Source organism: Luteibacter sp. CQ10, from assembly GCF_040900725.1.
Classification (GTDB): domain Bacteria; phylum Pseudomonadota; class Gammaproteobacteria; order Xanthomonadales; family Rhodanobacteraceae; genus Luteibacter.
Window position 1 is genome coordinate 329,984 of sequence record NZ_JAEUYM010000002.1, and the last position, 17,349, is coordinate 347,332.

At 66.8% G+C, this 17,349-nt stretch carries 17 protein-coding genes; 10 read left to right on the forward strand and 7 right to left on the reverse strand.

The window, feature by feature from the left end:
• Window positions 1-114 precede the first annotated feature (114 nt).
• The 5 genes from JNG39_RS10320 to JNG39_RS10340 all read left to right on the forward strand — a co-directional run bounded on the left by JNG39_RS10320 (window position 115) and on the right by JNG39_RS10340 (window position 4,319).
• Entirely contained in the window at window positions 115-783 is a 669-nt protein-coding gene (locus JNG39_RS10320; protein WP_368311255.1) for an SCP2 domain-containing protein, read from the forward strand.
• Window positions 780-2,426, forward strand: a complete 1,647-nt coding sequence (gene ubiB, locus JNG39_RS10325; RefSeq protein ID WP_368311256.1) for a ubiquinone biosynthesis regulatory protein kinase UbiB — start codon at window positions 780-782, stop codon at window positions 2,424-2,426. The genes JNG39_RS10320 and ubiB overlap by 4 nt, the downstream gene beginning before the upstream one ends.
• Before the next feature lie 5 nt (window positions 2,427-2,431).
• The gene (locus tag JNG39_RS10330) at window positions 2,432-3,148 is read left to right on the forward strand and encodes a pseudouridine synthase (RefSeq protein ID WP_368311258.1); all 717 of its coding nucleotides are present in this window, start codon (window positions 2,432-2,434) and stop codon (window positions 3,146-3,148) included.
• 164 nt (window positions 3,149-3,312) lie between these two features.
• Complete coding sequence (arfB, locus tag JNG39_RS10335) at window positions 3,313-3,735, forward strand: alternative ribosome rescue aminoacyl-tRNA hydrolase ArfB (protein ID WP_368311259.1); 423 nt, start codon at window positions 3,313-3,315, stop codon at window positions 3,733-3,735.
• On the forward strand, window positions 3,732-4,319 hold the full coding sequence (locus JNG39_RS10340; RefSeq protein WP_368311261.1) for a 1-acyl-sn-glycerol-3-phosphate acyltransferase: 588 nt from the start codon (window positions 3,732-3,734) through the stop codon (window positions 4,317-4,319). Before arfB ends, JNG39_RS10340 begins: the two co-directional genes overlap by 4 nt.
• On the opposite strand, the gene JNG39_RS10345 is transcribed toward JNG39_RS10340, so the two are convergent.
• Entirely contained in the window at window positions 4,320-5,339 is a 1,020-nt protein-coding gene (locus tag JNG39_RS10345) for a LysR family transcriptional regulator (protein WP_368311263.1), read from the reverse strand.
• A 124-nt stretch (window positions 5,340-5,463) separates the two neighbouring features.
• On the opposite strand from JNG39_RS10345, the gene aceB reads away from it, so the two are divergent.
• From aceB to JNG39_RS10360, 3 genes are all read left to right on the forward strand, one after another.
• Complete coding sequence (gene aceB, locus JNG39_RS10350; RefSeq protein ID WP_368311265.1) at window positions 5,464-7,059, forward strand: malate synthase A; 1,596 nt, start codon at window positions 5,464-5,466, stop codon at window positions 7,057-7,059.
• Window positions 7,060-7,075: 16 nt separating this feature from the next.
• Entirely contained in the window at window positions 7,076-8,365 is a 1,290-nt protein-coding gene (gene aceA, locus JNG39_RS10355) for an isocitrate lyase (protein ID WP_368311267.1), read from the forward strand.
• Between the two features lie 871 nt (window positions 8,366-9,236).
• The gene (locus JNG39_RS10360; RefSeq protein ID WP_368311269.1) at window positions 9,237-10,685 is read left to right on the forward strand and encodes an amidohydrolase family protein; all 1,449 of its coding nucleotides are present in this window, start codon (window positions 9,237-9,239) and stop codon (window positions 10,683-10,685) included.
• A gap of 125 nt (window positions 10,686-10,810) precedes the next feature.
• On the opposite strand, the gene JNG39_RS10365 is transcribed toward JNG39_RS10360, so the two are convergent.
• Both JNG39_RS10365 and JNG39_RS10370 read right to left on the reverse strand, forming a co-directional pair.
• The gene (locus tag JNG39_RS10365; protein WP_368311271.1) at window positions 10,811-12,313 is read right to left on the reverse strand and encodes a YifB family Mg chelatase-like AAA ATPase; all 1,503 of its coding nucleotides are present in this window, start codon (window positions 12,311-12,313) and stop codon (window positions 10,811-10,813) included.
• Between the two features lie 173 nt (window positions 12,314-12,486).
• Window positions 12,487-12,741 carry an accessory factor UbiK family protein gene (locus JNG39_RS10370; protein ID WP_368311914.1) on the reverse strand — a complete coding sequence of 85 codons (255 nt, stop codon included), beginning with the start codon at window positions 12,739-12,741 and terminating at the stop codon, window positions 12,487-12,489.
• A gap of 191 nt (window positions 12,742-12,932) precedes the next feature.
• Here JNG39_RS10370 and glnK point away from each other — a divergent pair, with 191 nt between their 5' ends.
• Window positions 12,933-13,271, forward strand: a complete 339-nt coding sequence (gene glnK, locus JNG39_RS10375; RefSeq protein WP_144912813.1) for a P-II family nitrogen regulator — start codon at window positions 12,933-12,935, stop codon at window positions 13,269-13,271.
• Window positions 13,272-13,277: 6 nt separating this feature from the next.
• Here glnK and JNG39_RS10380 read toward each other — a convergent pair whose 3' ends face one another.
• Both JNG39_RS10380 and gpmA read right to left on the reverse strand, forming a co-directional pair.
• The gene (locus tag JNG39_RS10380) at window positions 13,278-13,862 is read right to left on the reverse strand and encodes a DUF1453 domain-containing protein (protein WP_368311273.1); all 585 of its coding nucleotides are present in this window, start codon (window positions 13,860-13,862) and stop codon (window positions 13,278-13,280) included.
• 74 nt (window positions 13,863-13,936) lie between these two features.
• On the reverse strand, window positions 13,937-14,677 hold the full coding sequence (gpmA, locus tag JNG39_RS10385) for a 2,3-diphosphoglycerate-dependent phosphoglycerate mutase (RefSeq protein WP_368311275.1): 741 nt from the start codon (window positions 14,675-14,677) through the stop codon (window positions 13,937-13,939).
• 145 nt (window positions 14,678-14,822) lie between these two features.
• Here gpmA and JNG39_RS10390 point away from each other — a divergent pair, with 145 nt between their 5' ends.
• Window positions 14,823-15,470, forward strand: coding sequence for a hypothetical protein (locus tag JNG39_RS10390; protein ID WP_368311277.1), 648 nt, complete (start codon window positions 14,823-14,825; stop codon window positions 15,468-15,470).
• 84 nt (window positions 15,471-15,554) lie between these two features.
• On the opposite strand, the gene hemF is transcribed toward JNG39_RS10390, so the two are convergent.
• Both hemF and JNG39_RS10400 read right to left on the reverse strand, forming a co-directional pair.
• Window positions 15,555-16,457, reverse strand: a complete 903-nt coding sequence (gene hemF / locus JNG39_RS10395; protein WP_368311279.1) for an oxygen-dependent coproporphyrinogen oxidase — start codon at window positions 16,455-16,457, stop codon at window positions 15,555-15,557.
• Window positions 16,458-16,537: 80 nt separating this feature from the next.
• Window positions 16,538-17,260, reverse strand: coding sequence for a YdcF family protein (locus JNG39_RS10400; RefSeq protein WP_368311281.1), 723 nt, complete (start codon window positions 17,258-17,260; stop codon window positions 16,538-16,540).
• Window positions 17,261-17,349 lie beyond the last annotated feature (89 nt).

A 17,349-nucleotide genomic window follows, 5' to 3' on the forward strand; every position in this document is an offset into this window, starting at 1 on the left:
GATGCGATCGGCTCCCGCCCCTTCGGTTGCAAGGCCGTCGGAGCCCGGCGCCTGAAGGGGTGGGAGCCGACCCTGTCGGCGATTCCTGCGAAACGGCAGGCTACAATCGGACGCATGACCCCCGATCGCCCCCAGGCCGACACCGGCCCCTCCCGCTTCCTCCCCCGCCCGCTGCGCGTCCTCGCCGGCAAGGCCATGGAAACCGTGCTCAACCGCGCCGTCGATCTCGACCCGGACACCCGTGGCCGCCTCGACGCGCTCGACGGCCGCAGCGTGCAGGTACACCTGAGCGGACCGGAACTGGCGCTGCGTATCACCGTGGAGAAGGGCCGCCTGCGCATGGGTCCGGCGGAAGACGGCGGCAGCCTGCGCGTCACCGCTTCGCCGGGCAGCCTGCTGGCCATGGCGCTGCGCCGCGACGACGACGGCGTGGCGCCCGGCAAGGTCGATATCGCGGGCGACGCGGAGCTGGCCCGCCGCCTGGAGCGTCTTGCACGCCAGTATGCCCCGGACATCGAGGAAGCCTTCGCCAGGACGTTCGGCGACGCCATCGGCGTGCCGCTGGCGCAGGCGTTCCATCGCGCTTTCGCCCATGCGAAGCAGTCCGCCGCACACTTCACCGAAGACGGCGCCGACTGGCTTCGCGACGAAGGACGCGTGGCCGTGGCGCCGGGCGAGGTCGATCGCTTCCTCGACGGCGTGGACGAGCTTCGCGAGCGCACGGAGCGCGCCGAGGCGCGTTTCGCCCGCATCGAACGCGCCCTGAAGGGGAACGGCGCATGACGTCGCTGCGCCTCGCGCCCCGCCTGCTTCGTGTCGCCGCGATCCTCCTGAAATACCAGCTCGACGAACTGGTCGACGGCGCCCACCTGTTCCGTCCGCTCAAGCTCGTTCGCGCGATGTTCCCGCGCGCGCCCGCCGAAGTGCGTGCCCTGCCGCGCGGCGCGCGCCTGCGCCTGGCCCTCACCGAGCTGGGGCCGATCTTCGTCAAGGCCGGCCAGGTGCTGTCCACGCGCCGCGACCTCGTGCCCGGCGACGTCGCCGACGAACTGGCCCTGCTGCAGGACCAGGTGCCGCCCTTCCCCGGCGCCGAGGCGCGCGCCATCGTGGAGCGCGAACTGAAGGCGCCGATCGGCACGCTCTACGCCCGCTTCGACGAAAACGCCCTCGCCTCCGCGTCCATCGCGCAGGTGCACGCGGCCACGCTGCACGATGGCCGCGAGGTGGTGGTGAAGGTGCTTCGGCCGGGCATCGACAAGCGCATCGCCCGCGACGTCGACCTGCTCCACGCCCTGGGCGAGCTGGCGCAGCGCTGGCATCCCAACGCCGACAAGATCCGGCCGCTCGAGGTGGTGGCCGAGGTCGAGAAGATGCTCTCCAACGAGCTCGACCTGCAGCGCGAGGGCGCCAGCGCCAGCCTGCTCCGCCGCAACTTCGCCAGCGGCATCGACCTCTACGTGCCGGAGGTGCATTGGGAGTTGAGCACCGAAGGCGTGCTCACGCTCGAGCGCGTGCATGGCGTGAGCGCCGACGACATCGCCGCCATCGACCGGGCCGGCCTCGATCGCAAGCGGCTCGCCGAAAAGGGCGTGCGCCTGTTCTACGAACAGGTGTTCCGCGACAACTTCTTCCACGCCGACGCCCATCCCGGCAACATCTGGGTGGACCTCACCCGCCTCGACGAACCGCGCTTCATCGCGCTCGACTTCGGCATCATGGGCTCGCTGCCCGAGGCCGACCAGTACTGGCTCGCGGAAAACTTCATCGCCCTGTTCGAGCGCGACTACGCGCGCATCGCGCAGTTGCACGTGGCCGCCGGCTGGATGCCGACCACGGTTCGCCTCGACGAACTCGAAGCCGCCGTGCGCACGGTGTGCGAGCCTTACTTCACCCGCCCGCTCTCGCAGATATCCATCGCCGAGCTGGTGGTGAAGCTGTTCCAGACGGCGCGGCGCTTCGAGCTCACGCTGCAGCCGCAGTTGATCCTGCTGCAGAAGACGCTGCTCAACATCGAGGGCGTGGGCCGCATGCTCGACCCGGACATCGACATCTGGGCCGTGGCGCATCCGGTGCTCAAGCGCATCCTTCGCGAGCGCTATAGCGTGCGCGCCACGCTGCGCGACGTGCGTCGCCGCCTGCCCGAGTGGATCCACACGGCGCCGCGCGTGCCCGAACTGGTGCGCGACGCCTTGCGTCAGGTGGCCAGCGGGGAGCGCCGCGAAGTGGCCGATCCGCTCGTCGTGCTGCAGGCCCGCGAGGAATCGCGCCGCCTCCACCGCGTACTCGCGTGCGGCTTCCTCGGCGCGGCCTTGCTGGTGGGCTCGGCGGTGGTGTACGCGCTCGCCCCGCACACGCACTGGTCGTTGCCCGGCGCCTTCGCCGTGGCGGGGCTGGCGGCCTTCGTCGTGGGCTGGCCACGCCGCTGACACCGATGCTGGAGATCCTGTTCCAGGACGACGACCTCGTCGCCGTCAACAAGCCCGCGAACCTCGCGGTGCATCGTTCGGCCTTCGTGGGGCCCGACGACGCGTTCCTGATCGACCTGCTGCGCGAACAGGTCGACGGCCGCCTGCACCTGGCCCATCGGCTCGATCGCGCCACCTCGGGCGTGCTGCTCGTGGCGCGCTCGCCGGAGATCGCCGCACAGCTCGGCGAGCAGTTCATGGGGCGCAGCGTGCGCAAGCGCTATCTCACCGTGTGCCGCGGCTGGCCTGAGCCCGACGAGGGGTGCATCGACTACCCGCTGCCCGGCTCCCGGGCGACAGGACCGCGCCGCGAAGCGCAGACCGACTACCGGCGGCTCGCCACCGTCGAGGTGGACATCGCGCTCGGACGCTACGAGAAACAGCGCTACGCGTTGGCCGCCGCCGAACCGCGCAGCGGCCGTTTTCGGCAGATCCGCAAGCACTTCGCGCACATCCATCATCCCATCGTGGGTGACAGCCAGCATGGACGGGGCGACCACAACCGCCTGTTCAAGATCCACTTCGCGTCGCACCGGATGCTGTTGCACGCGGCGATGCTGGATTTCACGCATCCGCGTGACGGGCGGGCGATGCGAGTCGAGGCGGGACTCGATGCGACGTGGTTGCGTTTGCTCGAGACGTTCGGCTGGCGAGATGCTTACGAACGCTGGCGCTCGTCCTGACGCTCCGCGCTGGGCTCCTGCGTGCGCAGGAGCGACGTGAGGGTTCTGGGCGCCGTAGTGAACCTTGCGGCTCGTCGCTCCTGCGCACGCAGGAGCCTGGCGCCGTGAATCCCCGTTATCGCCCCAAGGCGGCTACGGCTTTCGCTTGCTAGAATCCCACCGCCATGCTCACCGTGACCCGCTCCATCGCCATCGCCGAATCCGAGCTGATCGAGCGCTTCACCCGCGCCGACGGTCCGGGCGGCCAGCACGTGAACCGCACGGAAAGCGCCGTGGAACTGCGCTTCGACGTGGCGTCCTCGCCTTCGCTTTCCGATGAGGTACGCGAGCGCCTGCTCGCCCGGCGCGACCGGCGCATGACCGACGCGGGCGTGCTGGTGATCCAGGCGCGCCGCTTTCGCGACCAGGCGCGCAACCGTGAAGACGCGCGCGAACGGCTGGCGGAGATCATTCGCGAAGCGACCGTGGTGGCGAAGAAGCGCGTGGCGACCAAGCCCACCCGCGCCTCGAAGGAACGCCGCCTCGCGGGCAAGGCCCAGCGAGGCCAGACAAAGCGCACCCGCTCGCGCGACTGGAGTCGCGAATGAAGGGCGTGCCCGAGACGCTGCCACCGAACGTTCCCTCCCTGCCCCGCACGCCCTGGACCCGACTGGCCCGCTGGGCCATCGGCACGAGCGGCTGGCGCATCGTCGGCGAGTTCCCGAACCTGCCGAAGCTGATCATCATCGGCGCCCCGCACTCGTCGTACTGGGACGGCGTATGGGGCCTGTTGATGAAGGTGGCCATCGGTCTCGACCTCGGCATCATGATCAAGCGCGAGGTCTTCGGCGGACCGTTCGGCCCCATCGTGCGCCGCCTGCGCATGATTCCCATCGATCGCAAGGCCGCCACCAACGTGGTGGACCAGATGGTCCAGCGCTTCGCCACGCACGAAAGCATGTGGCTGGGCATCGCGCCGGAAGGCACGCGCAAGCCCGTGAAACAGTGGAAATCCGGCTTCCTTCGCATCGCGCGCGCATCCAGCGTGCCGATCCTCCCGATCTTCATCGATTACCCCACGAAGACCTTCACCCTCGGCCCCCTCGTACACGCCACCGACGATATCGACGGCGATCTCGCGCGCATCCGCGCGATGTTCGCCGGTTACCACGGCAAGCACCGCGACGCCTGATCAGCGTTCGGAGTGACCCGGCTCGTCGTAGTCGCGATGGGTCAGCAACCCCGGCTTGATGAGGTCGATGAAGGCCCGCGCTTCGGGACTGAGGAACTTGCCCTTGCGCATCACCACGCCATAACTGCGCTGCGGCAGGTATTGCCGCAGGTTGCGCACCGCCAGACGCTCGCGGTCGGCCTCGGTGATGCAGATACCGGTGACGATGGAAATACCCAGGCCCATCGCGACGTACTGCTTGATGACGTCCCAGCCGCCGACCTCGATGGCCACGGTGTAGGGCACGTGGCGCTGCTGGAACACCATGTCCACCAGCTTGTACGTGGTGAGGCGCTTGGGCGGCAGGATGAGGCCGTAGGGCGCGATGTCTTCCAGGCGGATGTCGCTCTTCGCCGCGAGCGGATGGTCCGGCGGCATGATCAGCATCGGGTCGTAGTGATAGACCGGCGCCCAGGCGATGTCGTGGGGCACGTCGATCATCGAACCGACCGCGATATCCACCTCGTCGTTGCGCAATAGGGCGATGCCGTCGCGATTGGTCACGTTGGACAGCGCCAGGTGCACGCCTGGGTAGCGCTCTCGATAGGTCTTCACCAGCTCCGGCAGCAGGTACTGGATGGTGGAGGAACCGGCGGCGATGGTGAGGTGCCCCGCCCGGGAACCCTGGGTTTTCGTCCGAAACTCGTGGTCGAGCTGCTCGAACCCCTCCACCAGCGGGCGTGCCATCTCGTAAAGCGCCTCGCCCGCGTCGGTCAGCGTGATGCGGCGACGGGTGCGTTCGAGCAAGGTGGCGTCGAGTTCGCGCTCCAGCGCTTTCAACTGCAGGCTCACCGAAGGCTGAGACAGGAACAAGGCCTCCGCCGCCCGGCTGAGGCTGCCCAGACGGGCGATGTAGACGAAGGCGCGTAGCTGCTTGAGGCGGTTGCCCTTGTAGTAGAAGCGGCCAGCCGCGTCCGGAGCGGCGGGTGCCGAAGCCCGCTTCCTGGATCTATTCAGCTTCTTCGCAGGATTTTTTTCCATTTGAATCAAATAATTCAATGGCTAATTAACATACTTAATCATATGCATTGAAACATATGCTTTGTCAAAACATGCCTTCGCGCTCTAGCGTGAACTCCCGGCCCATCCGACGGAGACCGCACGCATGGCCGTTCCCCAGAGTGAGATCGATCCCCTGTCCGGCATCCGCGTCCAGGCCCTCGAGACCCATCGGGATGTCCTGAGCCCCGATGCGCTGGCTTTCGTGGCCGGGCTTCATCGCCGGTTCGGCGCCCGCCGACGGGCCCTGCTCGCCGAGCGCGACGCCCGCCAGCAACGCTATGACGCGGGCGAGCTGCCGGATTTTCGCGACGAGACCCGCGCCATCCGCGACGGCGACTGGACCGTCGCCTCCATCCCCGCCGCCCTGCTCGACCGCCGGGTGGAAATCACCGGGCCGGTGGAGCGAAAGATGATCATCAACGCGCTCAACTCCGGCGCGAAGGTGTTCATGGCCGATTTCGAGGATTCGAGCGCGCCGACCTGGATCAACCAGATCGACGGCCAGCGCAACCTGCGCGACGCCGTGAACGGCACCATCGAGTTCACCAACGAGGCCGGCAAGCGATACAGCGTGGGGGCCGATCCGGCCGTGCTCGTGGTGCGCCCCCGCGGCTGGCACCTCCCCGAGCGCCACCTGAGCGTCGACGGCGAGGCCGTGTCGGGTTCGCTGGTCGACTTCGGCCTCTATGCCTTCCATAACGCGAAGGCGCTGTACGCCCGCGATCGCGGCCCGTACTTCTACCTGCCGAAGCTACAGAGCATGGAGGAGGCGGCGCTTTGGGACGACGTGATGACCGACGCCGAGAACACCCTCGGCCTGCCCGTGGGCACGATGAAAGCCACGGTGCTGATCGAGACGCTTCCCGCCGTGTTCCAGATGCACGAGATACTGCACGCGCTGCGCCGTCGCGTCGTCGGTCTCAACTGCGGCCGCTGGGACTACATCTTTTCCTATCTCAAGACGTTCCGCGCGCATGCCGATCGCCTGCTGCCGGAGCGCGGTCACGTCGTCATGACCGTGCCCTTCCTCAAGGCGTATTCCGAACTGCTGATCCGCACCTGCCATCGTCGCGGCGCGTTCGCGATGGGCGGCATGGCCGCGCAGATTCCCATCAAGGGCGACGACGCGGCCAACGAGGCGGCGATGGCGAAGGTGCGCGCGGACAAGTTGCGCGAAGTCACCGCCGGACACGATGGCACGTGGGTGGCGCACCCCGCGCTGGTGCCCATCGCGCAAGCCGTCTTCGATGCGCACATGCCCACGCCGAACCAGTTGCACGTGCGTCGCGACGACGTCGAGGTGACGCGCGACGAGTTGATCCGCCCCGCGCCCGGCACAGTGACGCGCACCGGCTTCGACAACAACGTGGAGGTGTGCCTGCGCTACACGGCCGCATGGCTCGACGGACTCGGCTGCGTGCCGATCCACCACCTCATGGAGGATGCGGCCACCGCGGAGATCGCGCGCGCGCAGCTGTGGCAGTGGCTGCACCACGGTCCCGTGGAGTTCAGCGACCACGCGCCGATCACTTTCGCGCTGTTCGACCACGCGCTCGCCTCGCACTGCCGCCGCCTGCGCGAGTCCGATCTGCCCGGTGCCTCGCGCGCCGACGAGGCCGCCGAGCTGATCCGCACGCTCACGCACGCCGACACGCTCCGCGACTTTCTCACCCTTCCCGCCTACGAACGCCTGTCCTGATCGAAGGAGACCGACGATGAACATGCATACCGCCAAACAGATCGCGATGGACTGGGCGACCAATGACCGCTGGTCCGGCATCGAGCGACCCTACACCGCCGACGACGTCGTCCGCCTGCGCGGCACCGTGCACGTGGAACACACGCTCGCCCGCCGTGGGGCCGAGCGCCTCTGGCGCGCCATCCACGACAAGCCCTACGTGAACGCCCTCGGCGCGCTCACCGGCAACCAGGCGATGCAACAGGTGAAGGCCGGTCTCGAAGCGATCTACCTCTCCGGTTGGCAGGTGGCCGCCGACGCCAACACCGCCGGCACCATGTATCCCGACCAGTCGCTATACCCCGTGGACGCCGTGCCCAACGTCGTGCGCCGAATCAATAACACGCTGCTGCGTGCCGACCAGATCCATCACGCGGAAGGCAAGGACGAACGCGACTGGCTCGTGCCCATCGTCGCCGACGCGGAGGCCGGTTTCGGCGGCGTGCTCAACGCCTACGAACTCATGACCCACATGATCGAGGCGGGTGCCGCGGGCGTGCACTTCGAAGACCAGCTCGCCAGCGCGAAGAAGTGCGGCCACATGGGCGGCAAGGTGCTGGTGCCGACGCAGGAGGCCGTGCAGAAACTCATCGCCGCCCGGCTGGCCGCCGACGTGGCGGGGGTGCCCACGCTCATCGTCGCGCGCACCGACGCTATGGGCGCCGGGCTGGTCACTTCGGACATCGATGAGCACGACAAGCCGTTCCTCACGGGCGGGCGCACCGTGGAAGGCTTCTACGAAAGCCGCGAAGGCATCGAGCAGGCCATCGCGCGCGGCCTCGCGTATGCGCCTTACGCGGACCTGATCTGGTGCGAGACATCCACCCCCGACCTCGAGCAGGCGCGCCGTTTCGCCGAAGCGATCCACGCGTCATTCCCCGGGAAGAAGCTCGCTTACAACTGCTCACCCAGCTTCAACTGGAAGAAGCACCTGGACGAAGCCACCATCGCCGATTTCCAGAAGCGCCTGGGCGCCATGGGCTACGCCTTCCAGTTCATCACCCTGGCCGGTTTCCACGCCCTCAACCACTCGATGTTCCAGCTCGCCCGCGGCTACCGCGAGCGCCAGATGGCGGCCTACGTGGAGCTGCAGGAGGCCGAGTTCGCGGCGGAAAAAGACGGCTACACGGCCGTGAAGCACCAGCGAGAGGTGGGCACTGGCTATTTCGACGCCGTGAACCAGGTCATCGCCGGCTCCCTCAGCTCCCTGTCGGCCCTCAGCGGCTCGACGGAGGAGGCCCAGTTCCATCCGGCCTCTGCGGCCTAAAAAAAACGACCCACGCAAGGATGCGCCGGCCGTCAATAAGAAATGTGGAGTCAGTTCAAGGCCGGGCCCCGGTGCTGGAGCGGGGGGAGGGAGGGGTATCCAGCACCGGAGCGGGGCAGGCAGCCCTTTAGCAAACCGCCTGGTACAGAATTCTCCGCCCGGCCCCGCTATTTGTCAACCCGCCAGTACATGAAATAAGTTTCACCCTGGCAGGGCTGGAATTCACCGGCTGGCTACGGGCCATCCGATGGCGTCCCCGGTGCGACGACAGGAGCGTCGATCGAATCGTAAATGTCCAAACCCAGCTCGATACCACCGACCTGGAGCAAGCCGATGTTTCGGTGAAAGGAACACGCCGTCGTTGCCTGTCCCCACGAACCGTCCACGGAAAAAGTCCACGCGAACGTTCTGACCAAGCTAGACGGGTCGGTTTCATACCCGGTCATAACCAGGCGAGCGTCGAGACGGCACGTTCCGAATGGGCGTTCGAACGGAATTTCCACGTCGTGCTTCCGTCGATGGACCGCTCGATGCTCGGGACCGTAGCACGTGCGGATTCCTGCCGACGAAGGACGGTCCTCGTATGTACCCGACGTATCGGTCACTCACATCGATTGGGCCGGGACACGTGACCAACGCTTTGGACGTTTCAGTCCAGCTTGTATCCATCGAGCTCTCGACCAGACGGCCGCGCGCAGCGTCTTGAACGTTTCCGGGGGCACGTCCTTTTTTTGCGAGCGATGTCGCGCGGATACATTTCATCGCCTGATATGGCGCGACGTGGGGAAAGCATCTCTCTAACCTTCCCGTCCCTCAACCCGTTAACGCGGGCACTGAGCGTTACGAACCCTTTTTTATCGGACTTCCTCACATGCGTTCCTGCATCCTTTTCTGCGGCATGGGTTTGTTTCTGGCTGGCTCGGTATCGGCTCAACCGGCCGGTCCGGCCAATGTTGTACGAACTCACGCCAAGCGGCTGGCGATTGAACACGTCACGGTCGTTGACGGGACGGGCGCGGCGCCGAAGCACGACGAAACCGTCCTTGTGGAGGACGGTCGCATCGTGTACGTCGGAGCCCTGAAGCGGGCTCCCGTCGGGAAGGACGACGAAATCATCGATGGGCGGGGCATGAGTCTGATCCCGGGTCTTGTCGGCATGCACGAACACATGTTCTATCCGTCCCCCGTGGCCGGTCCGCCGGTAGCGATCGAGCAGTTCGTCACCGCGCCGCTTCTGTATCTGGCAAGCGGGGTTACGACAGCCAGAACCGCTGGCAGCATGGATCCATACGGCGACCTGTCGATGAAGCGGGGTATCGACGCGGGACGCATCATAGGACCCGATCTCGATCTAACCACGCCCTATCTCGAAGGGAGCCCGGCAGCCATTCCGCAAATGCACGAATTGACCGATGCGGACGATGCGCGACGGCTCGTCCGCTACTGGCACGACGAAGGATTCTCGTCCGTGAAGGCGTACTCGGACGTCACAACCGACGAACTCGCCGCGGGTATCGACGAGGCCCATCGTCTCGGCATGAAGATCACCGGCCACCTTTGCTCGGTCGGATACGCCAAGGCGATTGAACTCGGCATGGATAACTTCGAGCACGGCCCGTTCGCCTCCCCCGATGGCGACCTTGAAGTGGGAAAGATCCCGGACATGTGCCGCTCGGCTCCCGATCAGAAGAGTGCCCGCGTTGTACTCAGCGACATCAGCAACACCGTTTCGCCCGACGGCGACGAAGCAAACGCGCTAATCCGCCTGATGGTCGAGCACCATGTACCGCTCACGTCAACGCTTGCCGTGCTGGAGGGCGCCGTCGGGATGTCCGATCAACGCCGAGCCACGCTCGAGAAGCTCTTGCACCCGGTCGTATGGAACTATCTCAACACGCCGTCGCCTGCGCGCAAGGGGCTCGAAGACCTGCTCTCTCGCTCGCTGAAGAAGGAGATGGTGTTCGAACATGCGTTTGCGAAAGCGGGCGGCGTGCTCATGGCTGGATGTGATCCAACCGGTGAAGGATTCACCTTCCCTGGCCTCGGCGACCAGCGCAACGTTGAGTTGCTCGTGCAAGCGGGATTCACCGTACCGGAAGCCATTCGCATTGCGACGCTCAATGGGGCCATTTTCGAGGGGCGCCAGGACGATATTGGAAGCATCGAGGTCGGGAAACGTGCTGACCTGGTTTTGCTACAGGGCGATATCGCGAACGACGTATCCGCCATTGAACGTCCTTCGCTTGTTTTCAAAAAGGGGGTGGGCTACGACTCGCAGGCCATCTATCAGAGCGTGGCGGGACAGGTAGGTCTTCACTGAGGCGCCACGTACCCCAAGAACTCGACACTTGCATCGTCGTAGGCCGCCGCAGTTGCCCCTCAAGTTCCGTCGCATCGCCTTCGGGAATTGACGGGCGAGGCAGAACGCCCAGGTGCGATGACGACCTAGAAGCGTCGGTAATGCAATGCTTCGGCGAGGTGTTGTTGCTCCACGCAGCCGGTACCGCCTTCGAGGTCGGCGATGGTGCGGGCCACGCGCAGGATGCGGTGATACGCGCGCGCGGAGGCGCCCAGCTTGTCGAGGGCGGCTTCCAGCCAGGTCTTTTCGGACTGCGGTAGCGCGCAATCGCGTTCGAGGTTCACGACGCTGAGTTCGGCGTTGCTCTGGCCTGCGCGAAGAAGGGCTTTTTCGCGCGCGTTGACGACACGGGCGCGCACCGTCGCGCTGTCCTCGTCGAACGGCGACGCGGCGGCAAGCAGCGCGGAAATGGGTACGCGCGGCACTTCCACGCAGAGGTCGATGCGGTCGAGCAGCGGGCCTGAGATGCGGGAGCGATAACGCTGCACCTGGTCGGGTGTGCAGCGGCACGCGTGTTGCGGATCGCCCGAAAAACCGCAGGGACAGGGGTTCATCGCGGCGACGAGCTGGAACTCCGCGGGGAACGTCGATTGACGCGCGGCGCGGGAAATCACGATCTGACCCGACTCGAGCGGTTCGCGCAGCACGTCGAGCACGTGGCGGGGAAACTCGGGCAGCTCGTCGAGGAAGAGCACGCCGTTGTGAGCGAGCGATATCTCGCCGGGGCGCGGCGTGGAACCGCCGCCGACGAGCGCGGCGCCGGACGCCGTATGGTGCGGCGCGCGGAACGGCCTTCGCCGCCAGCCGTCGGGATCGATGGTTTCGCCAGCCAGCGAACGGATCGCGCAGCTCTCCAGCGCCTCGGTTTCGGTCATCGAGGGCAGGATGCCCGGCAGGCGCTCGGCCAGCATCGTCTTGCCGGTGCCGGGCGGGCCGATCATGAGCAGGTGGTGGCCGCCGGCGGCGGCGATCTCGAGCGCGCGGCGCGCCTGGTGCTGGCCGCGGATGTCGCCCATGTCCGGGCCGCCCTGCGGCAGGTCGTAGAAATCGGTGGATGACGGCGGGATGTCGAGCTCGCCCTGCCCGCGCAGCCAGGCGCAGACGTCGGCGAGGCTGTCGGCCAGGAGCACGTCGGCTTCGCCGATGAGCGCCGCTTCGGCGGCGTTGGCGCGAGGCACAACCACGCGGCGGCCGCAGCGGCGGGCGCGGATCAGCGCGGGCAGGATGCCGGGCACGGCGCGCAATTCACCCGAGAGCGCCAGCTCGCCAAGGAATTCGCAGTCGTCCAGGCGCTCCCTCGGCACCTGGGCGCCGGCGGCCAGGATGCCCAGGGCGATGGCGAGGTCGAAGCGACCGCCGTCCTTGGGCAATTCGGCCGGGGCGAGATTTACCGTGACCCGGCGATTGGGGTATTCGAAGGCGGTGCTCTGGATGGCCACCCTCACGCGGTCACGCGCTTCGCGCACGGCGGCCTCGGGCAGCCCGACGATGGAGGTGCTAGGCAAGCCGCCGGAGAGATGGACTTCGACCACGACCTGAGGCGCAGCGACACCTTCCTGGGCTCGCGAGAGAGTGACCGCGAGACTCATGGGAGGCGATATCGTAACCGGTAACGGATGTCGCCGTTGAGCGAACGTCGGCGATCCTGCCAGGATCCTGTTCGCATACGCGCTCCTTGCGCCGGCTGCAAAAAATAACCGCCCCCGACCGCTCTCGGGGTGAGGGTGACGGATCGGGGACGGTCCCGGGACGTGCGGCCGTCCTATTGGCCGCGGTGCGCAGCGCTGACTTCGAGGTCGGCGATGCGCTTTTCCAAACTTTCGAGTCTTTCGCGCGTCCGGGCCAGAAGCTGGCTTTGGACGTCGAATTCCTCGCGGGTTACGAGATCGAGGCGGCGTAGTCCTTGCGCCAGAATGTCTTTGAAGTTGGCGTGCAAATCCTCACGCGCTTGCGCCAACCCTGGCGGAACCAACGATGCCAATCTCTGTGCGAGTTGATCGATACCCTGCACATCCATCTTGCGCACCTCGATGTCGTGGAATGAATTCTAAGTGATGCAATTGTAGGCGCTATAGGCGCACGCCCACAGAGCTTGTAGGGTTTTTCCTACAACCACTTGAAGACCACTGGCTTGCAGACGGCCGCCGGCCCTGGTGGCACAATGGTCGACCCGCGCGACGATGCCCGCCGCGCCCGAAGGAGCCCTACATGAAGCTGGTGGTCGCCATCATCAAGCCGTTCAAGCTCGACGACGTCCGTGAGGCCCTCGCCGACGTGGGCGTCCAGGGGGTCACGGTGACGGAGGTGAAGGGGTTCGGCCGCCAGAAGGGGCATACCGAGCTCTACCGGGGCGCCGAATACGTGGTCGACTTCCTGCCCAAGATCAAGCTGGAGGTGGCCGTGGCCGACGACCAGGTCGAACGGGTGATCGAGGCCATCCAGCAGGCGGCCCGCACGGGCAAGATCGGCGACGGCAAGATCTTCGTCAGCCCGCTTGACCAGGTGATCCGCATCCGCACGGGCGAGCTGGACAACGACGCCCTCTGACGGGGCTTACGCCAGATGCGCCTGCCGCTTGAAGCGGCGATGGTGCACCAGGATGCCTGCGTAATAGACCATGTAATAGCCGAGCGTGAGGCCCACCACGGTCATCGTCAGCGGGCTGTTGCCCGGCGCAGGGACATGGGCGGCAGCAGCGGCACCGCCGCCGAACATGGGCGCCAGCACGAGGAAACGCCAGGCCAGGCGGCCGAGCAGCAAGGCCGTCAGTGCCGCGCCCACCCAGGGGTTGGGGATGTAGACGTCCTGCCCCTCGCCACCGATCTCGAAGCGGGTGAACTTCAGGCCCACCAGCAAGGCCAGCGCGGCGCCCGCCACGCCACCGGCCAGTACGCCTTCGGCCAGGCGCACGTCCTGGAGCCCCGACAGCATGGACAGGGCCAGCACCACGGCGAAGATCGCCACCCGCACGGTCATCCGCCTTGTATGGATCGGTTGGCGACCGAAACTGCGGCGCACGCGTCGGTAGATGACGAACAGCATCAGGGCGCCGACGGCGATCGGGGTGTAGAGGGAAGCGGGCGACGGGATGGCCTGGGCAAGCATGGCGAAACTCTCGCGTGTCGGGGTGGAGGCCAAGGTAGCGGGCGGCGTCCGTCCCCGCGAGGGCCGGTCGCCACCCGTTACGGGTGACGACTGTCAGGCGGCGCGGATCAGGCCTTGGCCTTGCCCTGGTTGGCGACGGCGGCCATCTTCGCCTCGATCTCGGCCTGGTCGCCCAGGTAATAATGCTTGACCGGCTTCAGGTCGGCATCGAATTCGTACACCAGCGGGATGCCGTTGGGGATGTTGAGCTCGGCGATGTCGTCGTCGGAGATGCCGTCGAAATACTTCACCAGCGCGCGCATGGAGTTGCCATGGGCGGCCATCAGCACGTTCTGGCCGGCCTTGATCGAGGGCGCCAGCACCTCGTGCCAATAAGGCAACACGCGGGCCACGGTGTCCTTCAGGCACTCGGTGAGCGGCAGCTCGGCGATGCCTTCGTAGCGGCCGTCGGCGGCGAACGACATCTCGCCCGGCTTCAGTGCCGGCGGCGGCGTGTCGTAGCTGCGGCGCCAGATCTTGACCTGGTCTTCGCCGTACTTCGCGGCGGTTTCCGACTTGTTGAGACCGGTGAGCGCGCCGTAATGGCGCTCGTTGAGGCGCCAGTCGGTGACCACCGGGATCCACATGAGGTCCATTTCGTCCTGCACGTGCCACAGGGTGCGCACGGCGCGCTTCAGGTACGAGGTGTGGGCCAGGTCGAAGGTGAAACCGGCCTCCTTGAGCAGGCGGCCGGCTTCGCGGGCCTCGGCCACGCCCTGCTCGCTGAGGTCGACATCGGCCCAACCGCTGAAGCGGTTTTCGAGGTTCCAGGCCGACTGGCCGTGGCGGATCATGACGAGCTTGTACATGGCGTCCAACGCTGGGAGGGAAAGGGATGATGGTGAAACCTCGCCCCGGGGAGGTCAACTCACGCCACACCCTGCCGTAAGTCACGCTAAACCTTGCGGTGCCAGGGCGCATCCTACGGTTCTCGTCCAACAGTGGAGCTACCCCATGCGTCGTACCCTGATGTCTCTCCTGGTCGCCCTGGCCGTCTCCGGTGCCGCCCTCGCCGCCGACGACATCAGCAAGGTCAACGGCAGCGCTACCGTCGAGGCCGGCGGCAAGGCCGGTGACGTCCATTCGGTCAACGGCTCGGTGCGCATCGGCGACCGTGCGGTCGTGGAGAAGGCCGGCACCGTCAACGGCGCCGTCGAGCTGGGCGAGTCGGCGGCCGCCAGCGACGTCAAGACCGTCAACGGCACGATTACCCTGCACCGCAATGCGCGCGTGGCGGACGAGGTGGAGACCGTCAACGGCCGCATCTCGCTCGACAGCGGTGCCGACGTGAGGGGCAAGCTCTCCAACGTCAACGGTTCCATCGAACTCGACGGCGCCCACGTCGGCGGCGGCATCGAGTCGGTGAACGCCGACATGGACATCAACAACTCGAAGATCGAGGGCGGCATCCTGGTGAAGAAGCCCCGGATGGGCTGGCACGCCAGCAACGACCGCAACCCGAAGATCGTGATCGGACCGCATTCGGTGGTGCAAGGCACGATGACGTTCGAGCGCGAGGTGGATCTCTACGTGAGCGATTCGGCCACCGTCGGCAAGATCGAAGGAGCGACGGCGAAGAAGTTCTCGGGTAGTGCCCCGTAACAAGGCACCCGTGGGAGCCGGCTTTGCTGGCGATACGAGGCTCGCGAGACCTCCCGCCGACGAAGCCGGCCCCCGCCGCTCCCCCTAGATCCAGTCGCGTGGCTTGAGGTATTCGGAGAGCCTCGCCTCGGCGCTCCCCGGCTCCGGCGCATACGCGTACTCGAACCGCACGCGCGGCGGCAGGCTCATCAGGATCGACTCCGTGCGCCCGCCCGATTGCAGACCGAACAACGTGCCACGGTCGTAGACCAGGTTGAATTCCACGTAGCGCCCGCGCCGGTAGAGCTGGAATTCGCGTTCGCGCTCGCCGTAGGGCGTGTCCCTTCGCCGCTCGACGATGGGCAGGTAGGCGTCGAGGAAACCGTTGCCCACGTCCCGCGTGAAGTCCATGCAGCGGTCGAAACCGCCCTCGTTGAGGTCGTCGTAGAAGAGCCCGCCGACCCCTCGCGTTTCGCCACGGTGCTTGAGGAAGAAATACTCGTCGCACCAGCGCTTGTAGCGATCGTAGACGTCGTCGCCATAGGGCTCGCACAGGTCGCGCGCCACGGCATGCCAGTGGCGCACGTCTTCGTCGAACGGGTAGTACGGCGTGAGGTCGAAGCCGCCGCCGAACCACCAGACCGGTGGCACGCCGTCTTTCGAGGCTTCGAAATAGCGCACGTTGGCATGCGTGGTGGGAACGTACGGGTTGCGTGGGTGGAGCACCAGCGACACGCCCGTCGCCACGAAGCTGCCACCGACGAGGTCGGGCCGATGCGCCGTGGCGCTGGGCGGCAACTGCGTGCCCGATACGCGGGAAAAATTCACCCCCGCCTGCTCGAACACCGCGCCCTCGCGCAGCACCCGCGTACGGCCGCCCCCTCCGGCGGGACGCGTCCAGGCATCCTCCTCGAAGCGCGCCTGGCCGTCGATCGCTTCGATGGCTTGGCAGATGCGATCCTGGAGGCCGCGCAGGAAGGATTCGGCGAGATCGGCTTGTTCGGACATGGGAAGCTCTCGGCGGGATTGCGCGAAGCTTAGCAAGAGCCGGCCCGTCGCCCCTGCGGCATGCGACCGCGCATCGCTGATCAGGTCACGCGCGCGACCACGCGCCGGTTGCCCGTCAAGGCGGCCCAGCGCAGGCCGGTGTCGATCCACATGATGTAACCGGCTTCCATCGCGAGGCGCACGATGTAGCGGCGGGTGATCCGCAGGCGGTCTTCCGCCGCCAACGGGCTCGCGTCGAAGCCCAGGCGCGTGGCGAGATACATGCAGCGGGCCAGGTGGTAGCGACTGGTCACCAGCCAGACCGGGGGCAGCGGGCCGCCGTCGTCGCGCAACAACTCGCGCGCATGGCGCAGGTTCTCCAGCGAGTCGACGGACAACTGTTCCAGCGTCACCGGCACGCCGGACGGCCAGTCGCCCTGCCGCAACCAGTGCTGGCCTGCTTCGGCTTCGCTGGGTCCGCCGTCGGCGGAACCGCCCAGCAGGAAAACGCGATCGGCCCGGCCGTCGAGGGCATCGCGTCGCGCCCGTTCGAGGCGGGCGATGAAATCCGCTTCGGGCCGTCCCTCGACCAGCCGCCGCCCAAAGACGAGCAGCGTGCCGCGATGCCCGGCCTGCGCGGGCGCATGCCGGGCCAGGCGCCAGGTGCGCACGAGATGGACGACGTAGAGAAGCCCGAGGGTACCGATCACGGCAAGCAGCGTGACGAGGGCGGCGGCGAGGATGTCGCGGTCGCCGAGGTATCGCCACACGCCCCGGCGCAGGGGTTTGAGCAGGCCCGACATCGTCCGTTCGCAGGTGTGCATGAAAACCCGAGTCTGTCGCGCTGCGCGACGCCATGCAATCGCTGAACCGGGAACCACCATTCACGCCACGCAAGCCAGCAAAAAGGATA

Bases quoted from the DNA above. Each gene is read 5' to 3' on its own strand.
- gpmA (WP_368311275.1), bottom strand. From the start codon at position 14,677: ATGTACAAGCTCGTCATGATCCGCCACGGCCAGTCGGCCTGGAACCTC.
- JNG39_RS10340 (WP_368311261.1), top strand. From the start codon at position 3,732: ATGAAGGGCGTGCCCGAGACGCTGCCACCGAACGTTCCCTCCCTGCCC.
- hemF (WP_368311279.1), bottom strand. From the start codon at position 16,457: ATGTCCGAACAAGCCGATCTCGCCGAATCCTTCCTGCGCGGCCTCCAG.
- aceA (WP_368311267.1), top strand. From the start codon at position 7,076: ATGAACATGCATACCGCCAAACAGATCGCGATGGACTGGGCGACCAAT.
- JNG39_RS10370 (WP_368311914.1), bottom strand. From the start codon at position 12,741: ATGGATGTGCAGGGTATCGATCAACTCGCACAGAGATTGGCATCGTTG.
- JNG39_RS10390 (WP_368311277.1), top strand. From the start codon at position 14,823: ATGCGTCGTACCCTGATGTCTCTCCTGGTCGCCCTGGCCGTCTCCGGT.
- JNG39_RS10320 (WP_368311255.1), top strand. From the start codon at position 115: ATGACCCCCGATCGCCCCCAGGCCGACACCGGCCCCTCCCGCTTCCTC.
- JNG39_RS10400 (WP_368311281.1), bottom strand. From the start codon at position 17,260: ATGCACACCTGCGAACGGACGATGTCGGGCCTGCTCAAACCCCTGCGC.
- JNG39_RS10345 (WP_368311263.1), bottom strand. From the start codon at position 5,339: ATGGAAAAAAATCCTGCGAAGAAGCTGAATAGATCCAGGAAGCGGGCT.
- ubiB (WP_368311256.1), top strand. From the start codon at position 780: ATGACGTCGCTGCGCCTCGCGCCCCGCCTGCTTCGTGTCGCCGCGATC.
- aceB (WP_368311265.1), top strand. From the start codon at position 5,464: ATGGCCGTTCCCCAGAGTGAGATCGATCCCCTGTCCGGCATCCGCGTC.
- JNG39_RS10360 (WP_368311269.1), top strand. From the start codon at position 9,237: ATGCGTTCCTGCATCCTTTTCTGCGGCATGGGTTTGTTTCTGGCTGGC.
- JNG39_RS10330 (WP_368311258.1), top strand. From the start codon at position 2,432: ATGCTGGAGATCCTGTTCCAGGACGACGACCTCGTCGCCGTCAACAAG.
- JNG39_RS10365 (WP_368311271.1), bottom strand. From the start codon at position 12,313: ATGAGTCTCGCGGTCACTCTCTCGCGAGCCCAGGAAGGTGTCGCTGCG.
- arfB (WP_368311259.1), top strand. From the start codon at position 3,313: ATGCTCACCGTGACCCGCTCCATCGCCATCGCCGAATCCGAGCTGATC.
- glnK (WP_144912813.1), top strand. From the start codon at position 12,933: ATGAAGCTGGTGGTCGCCATCATCAAGCCGTTCAAGCTCGACGACGTC.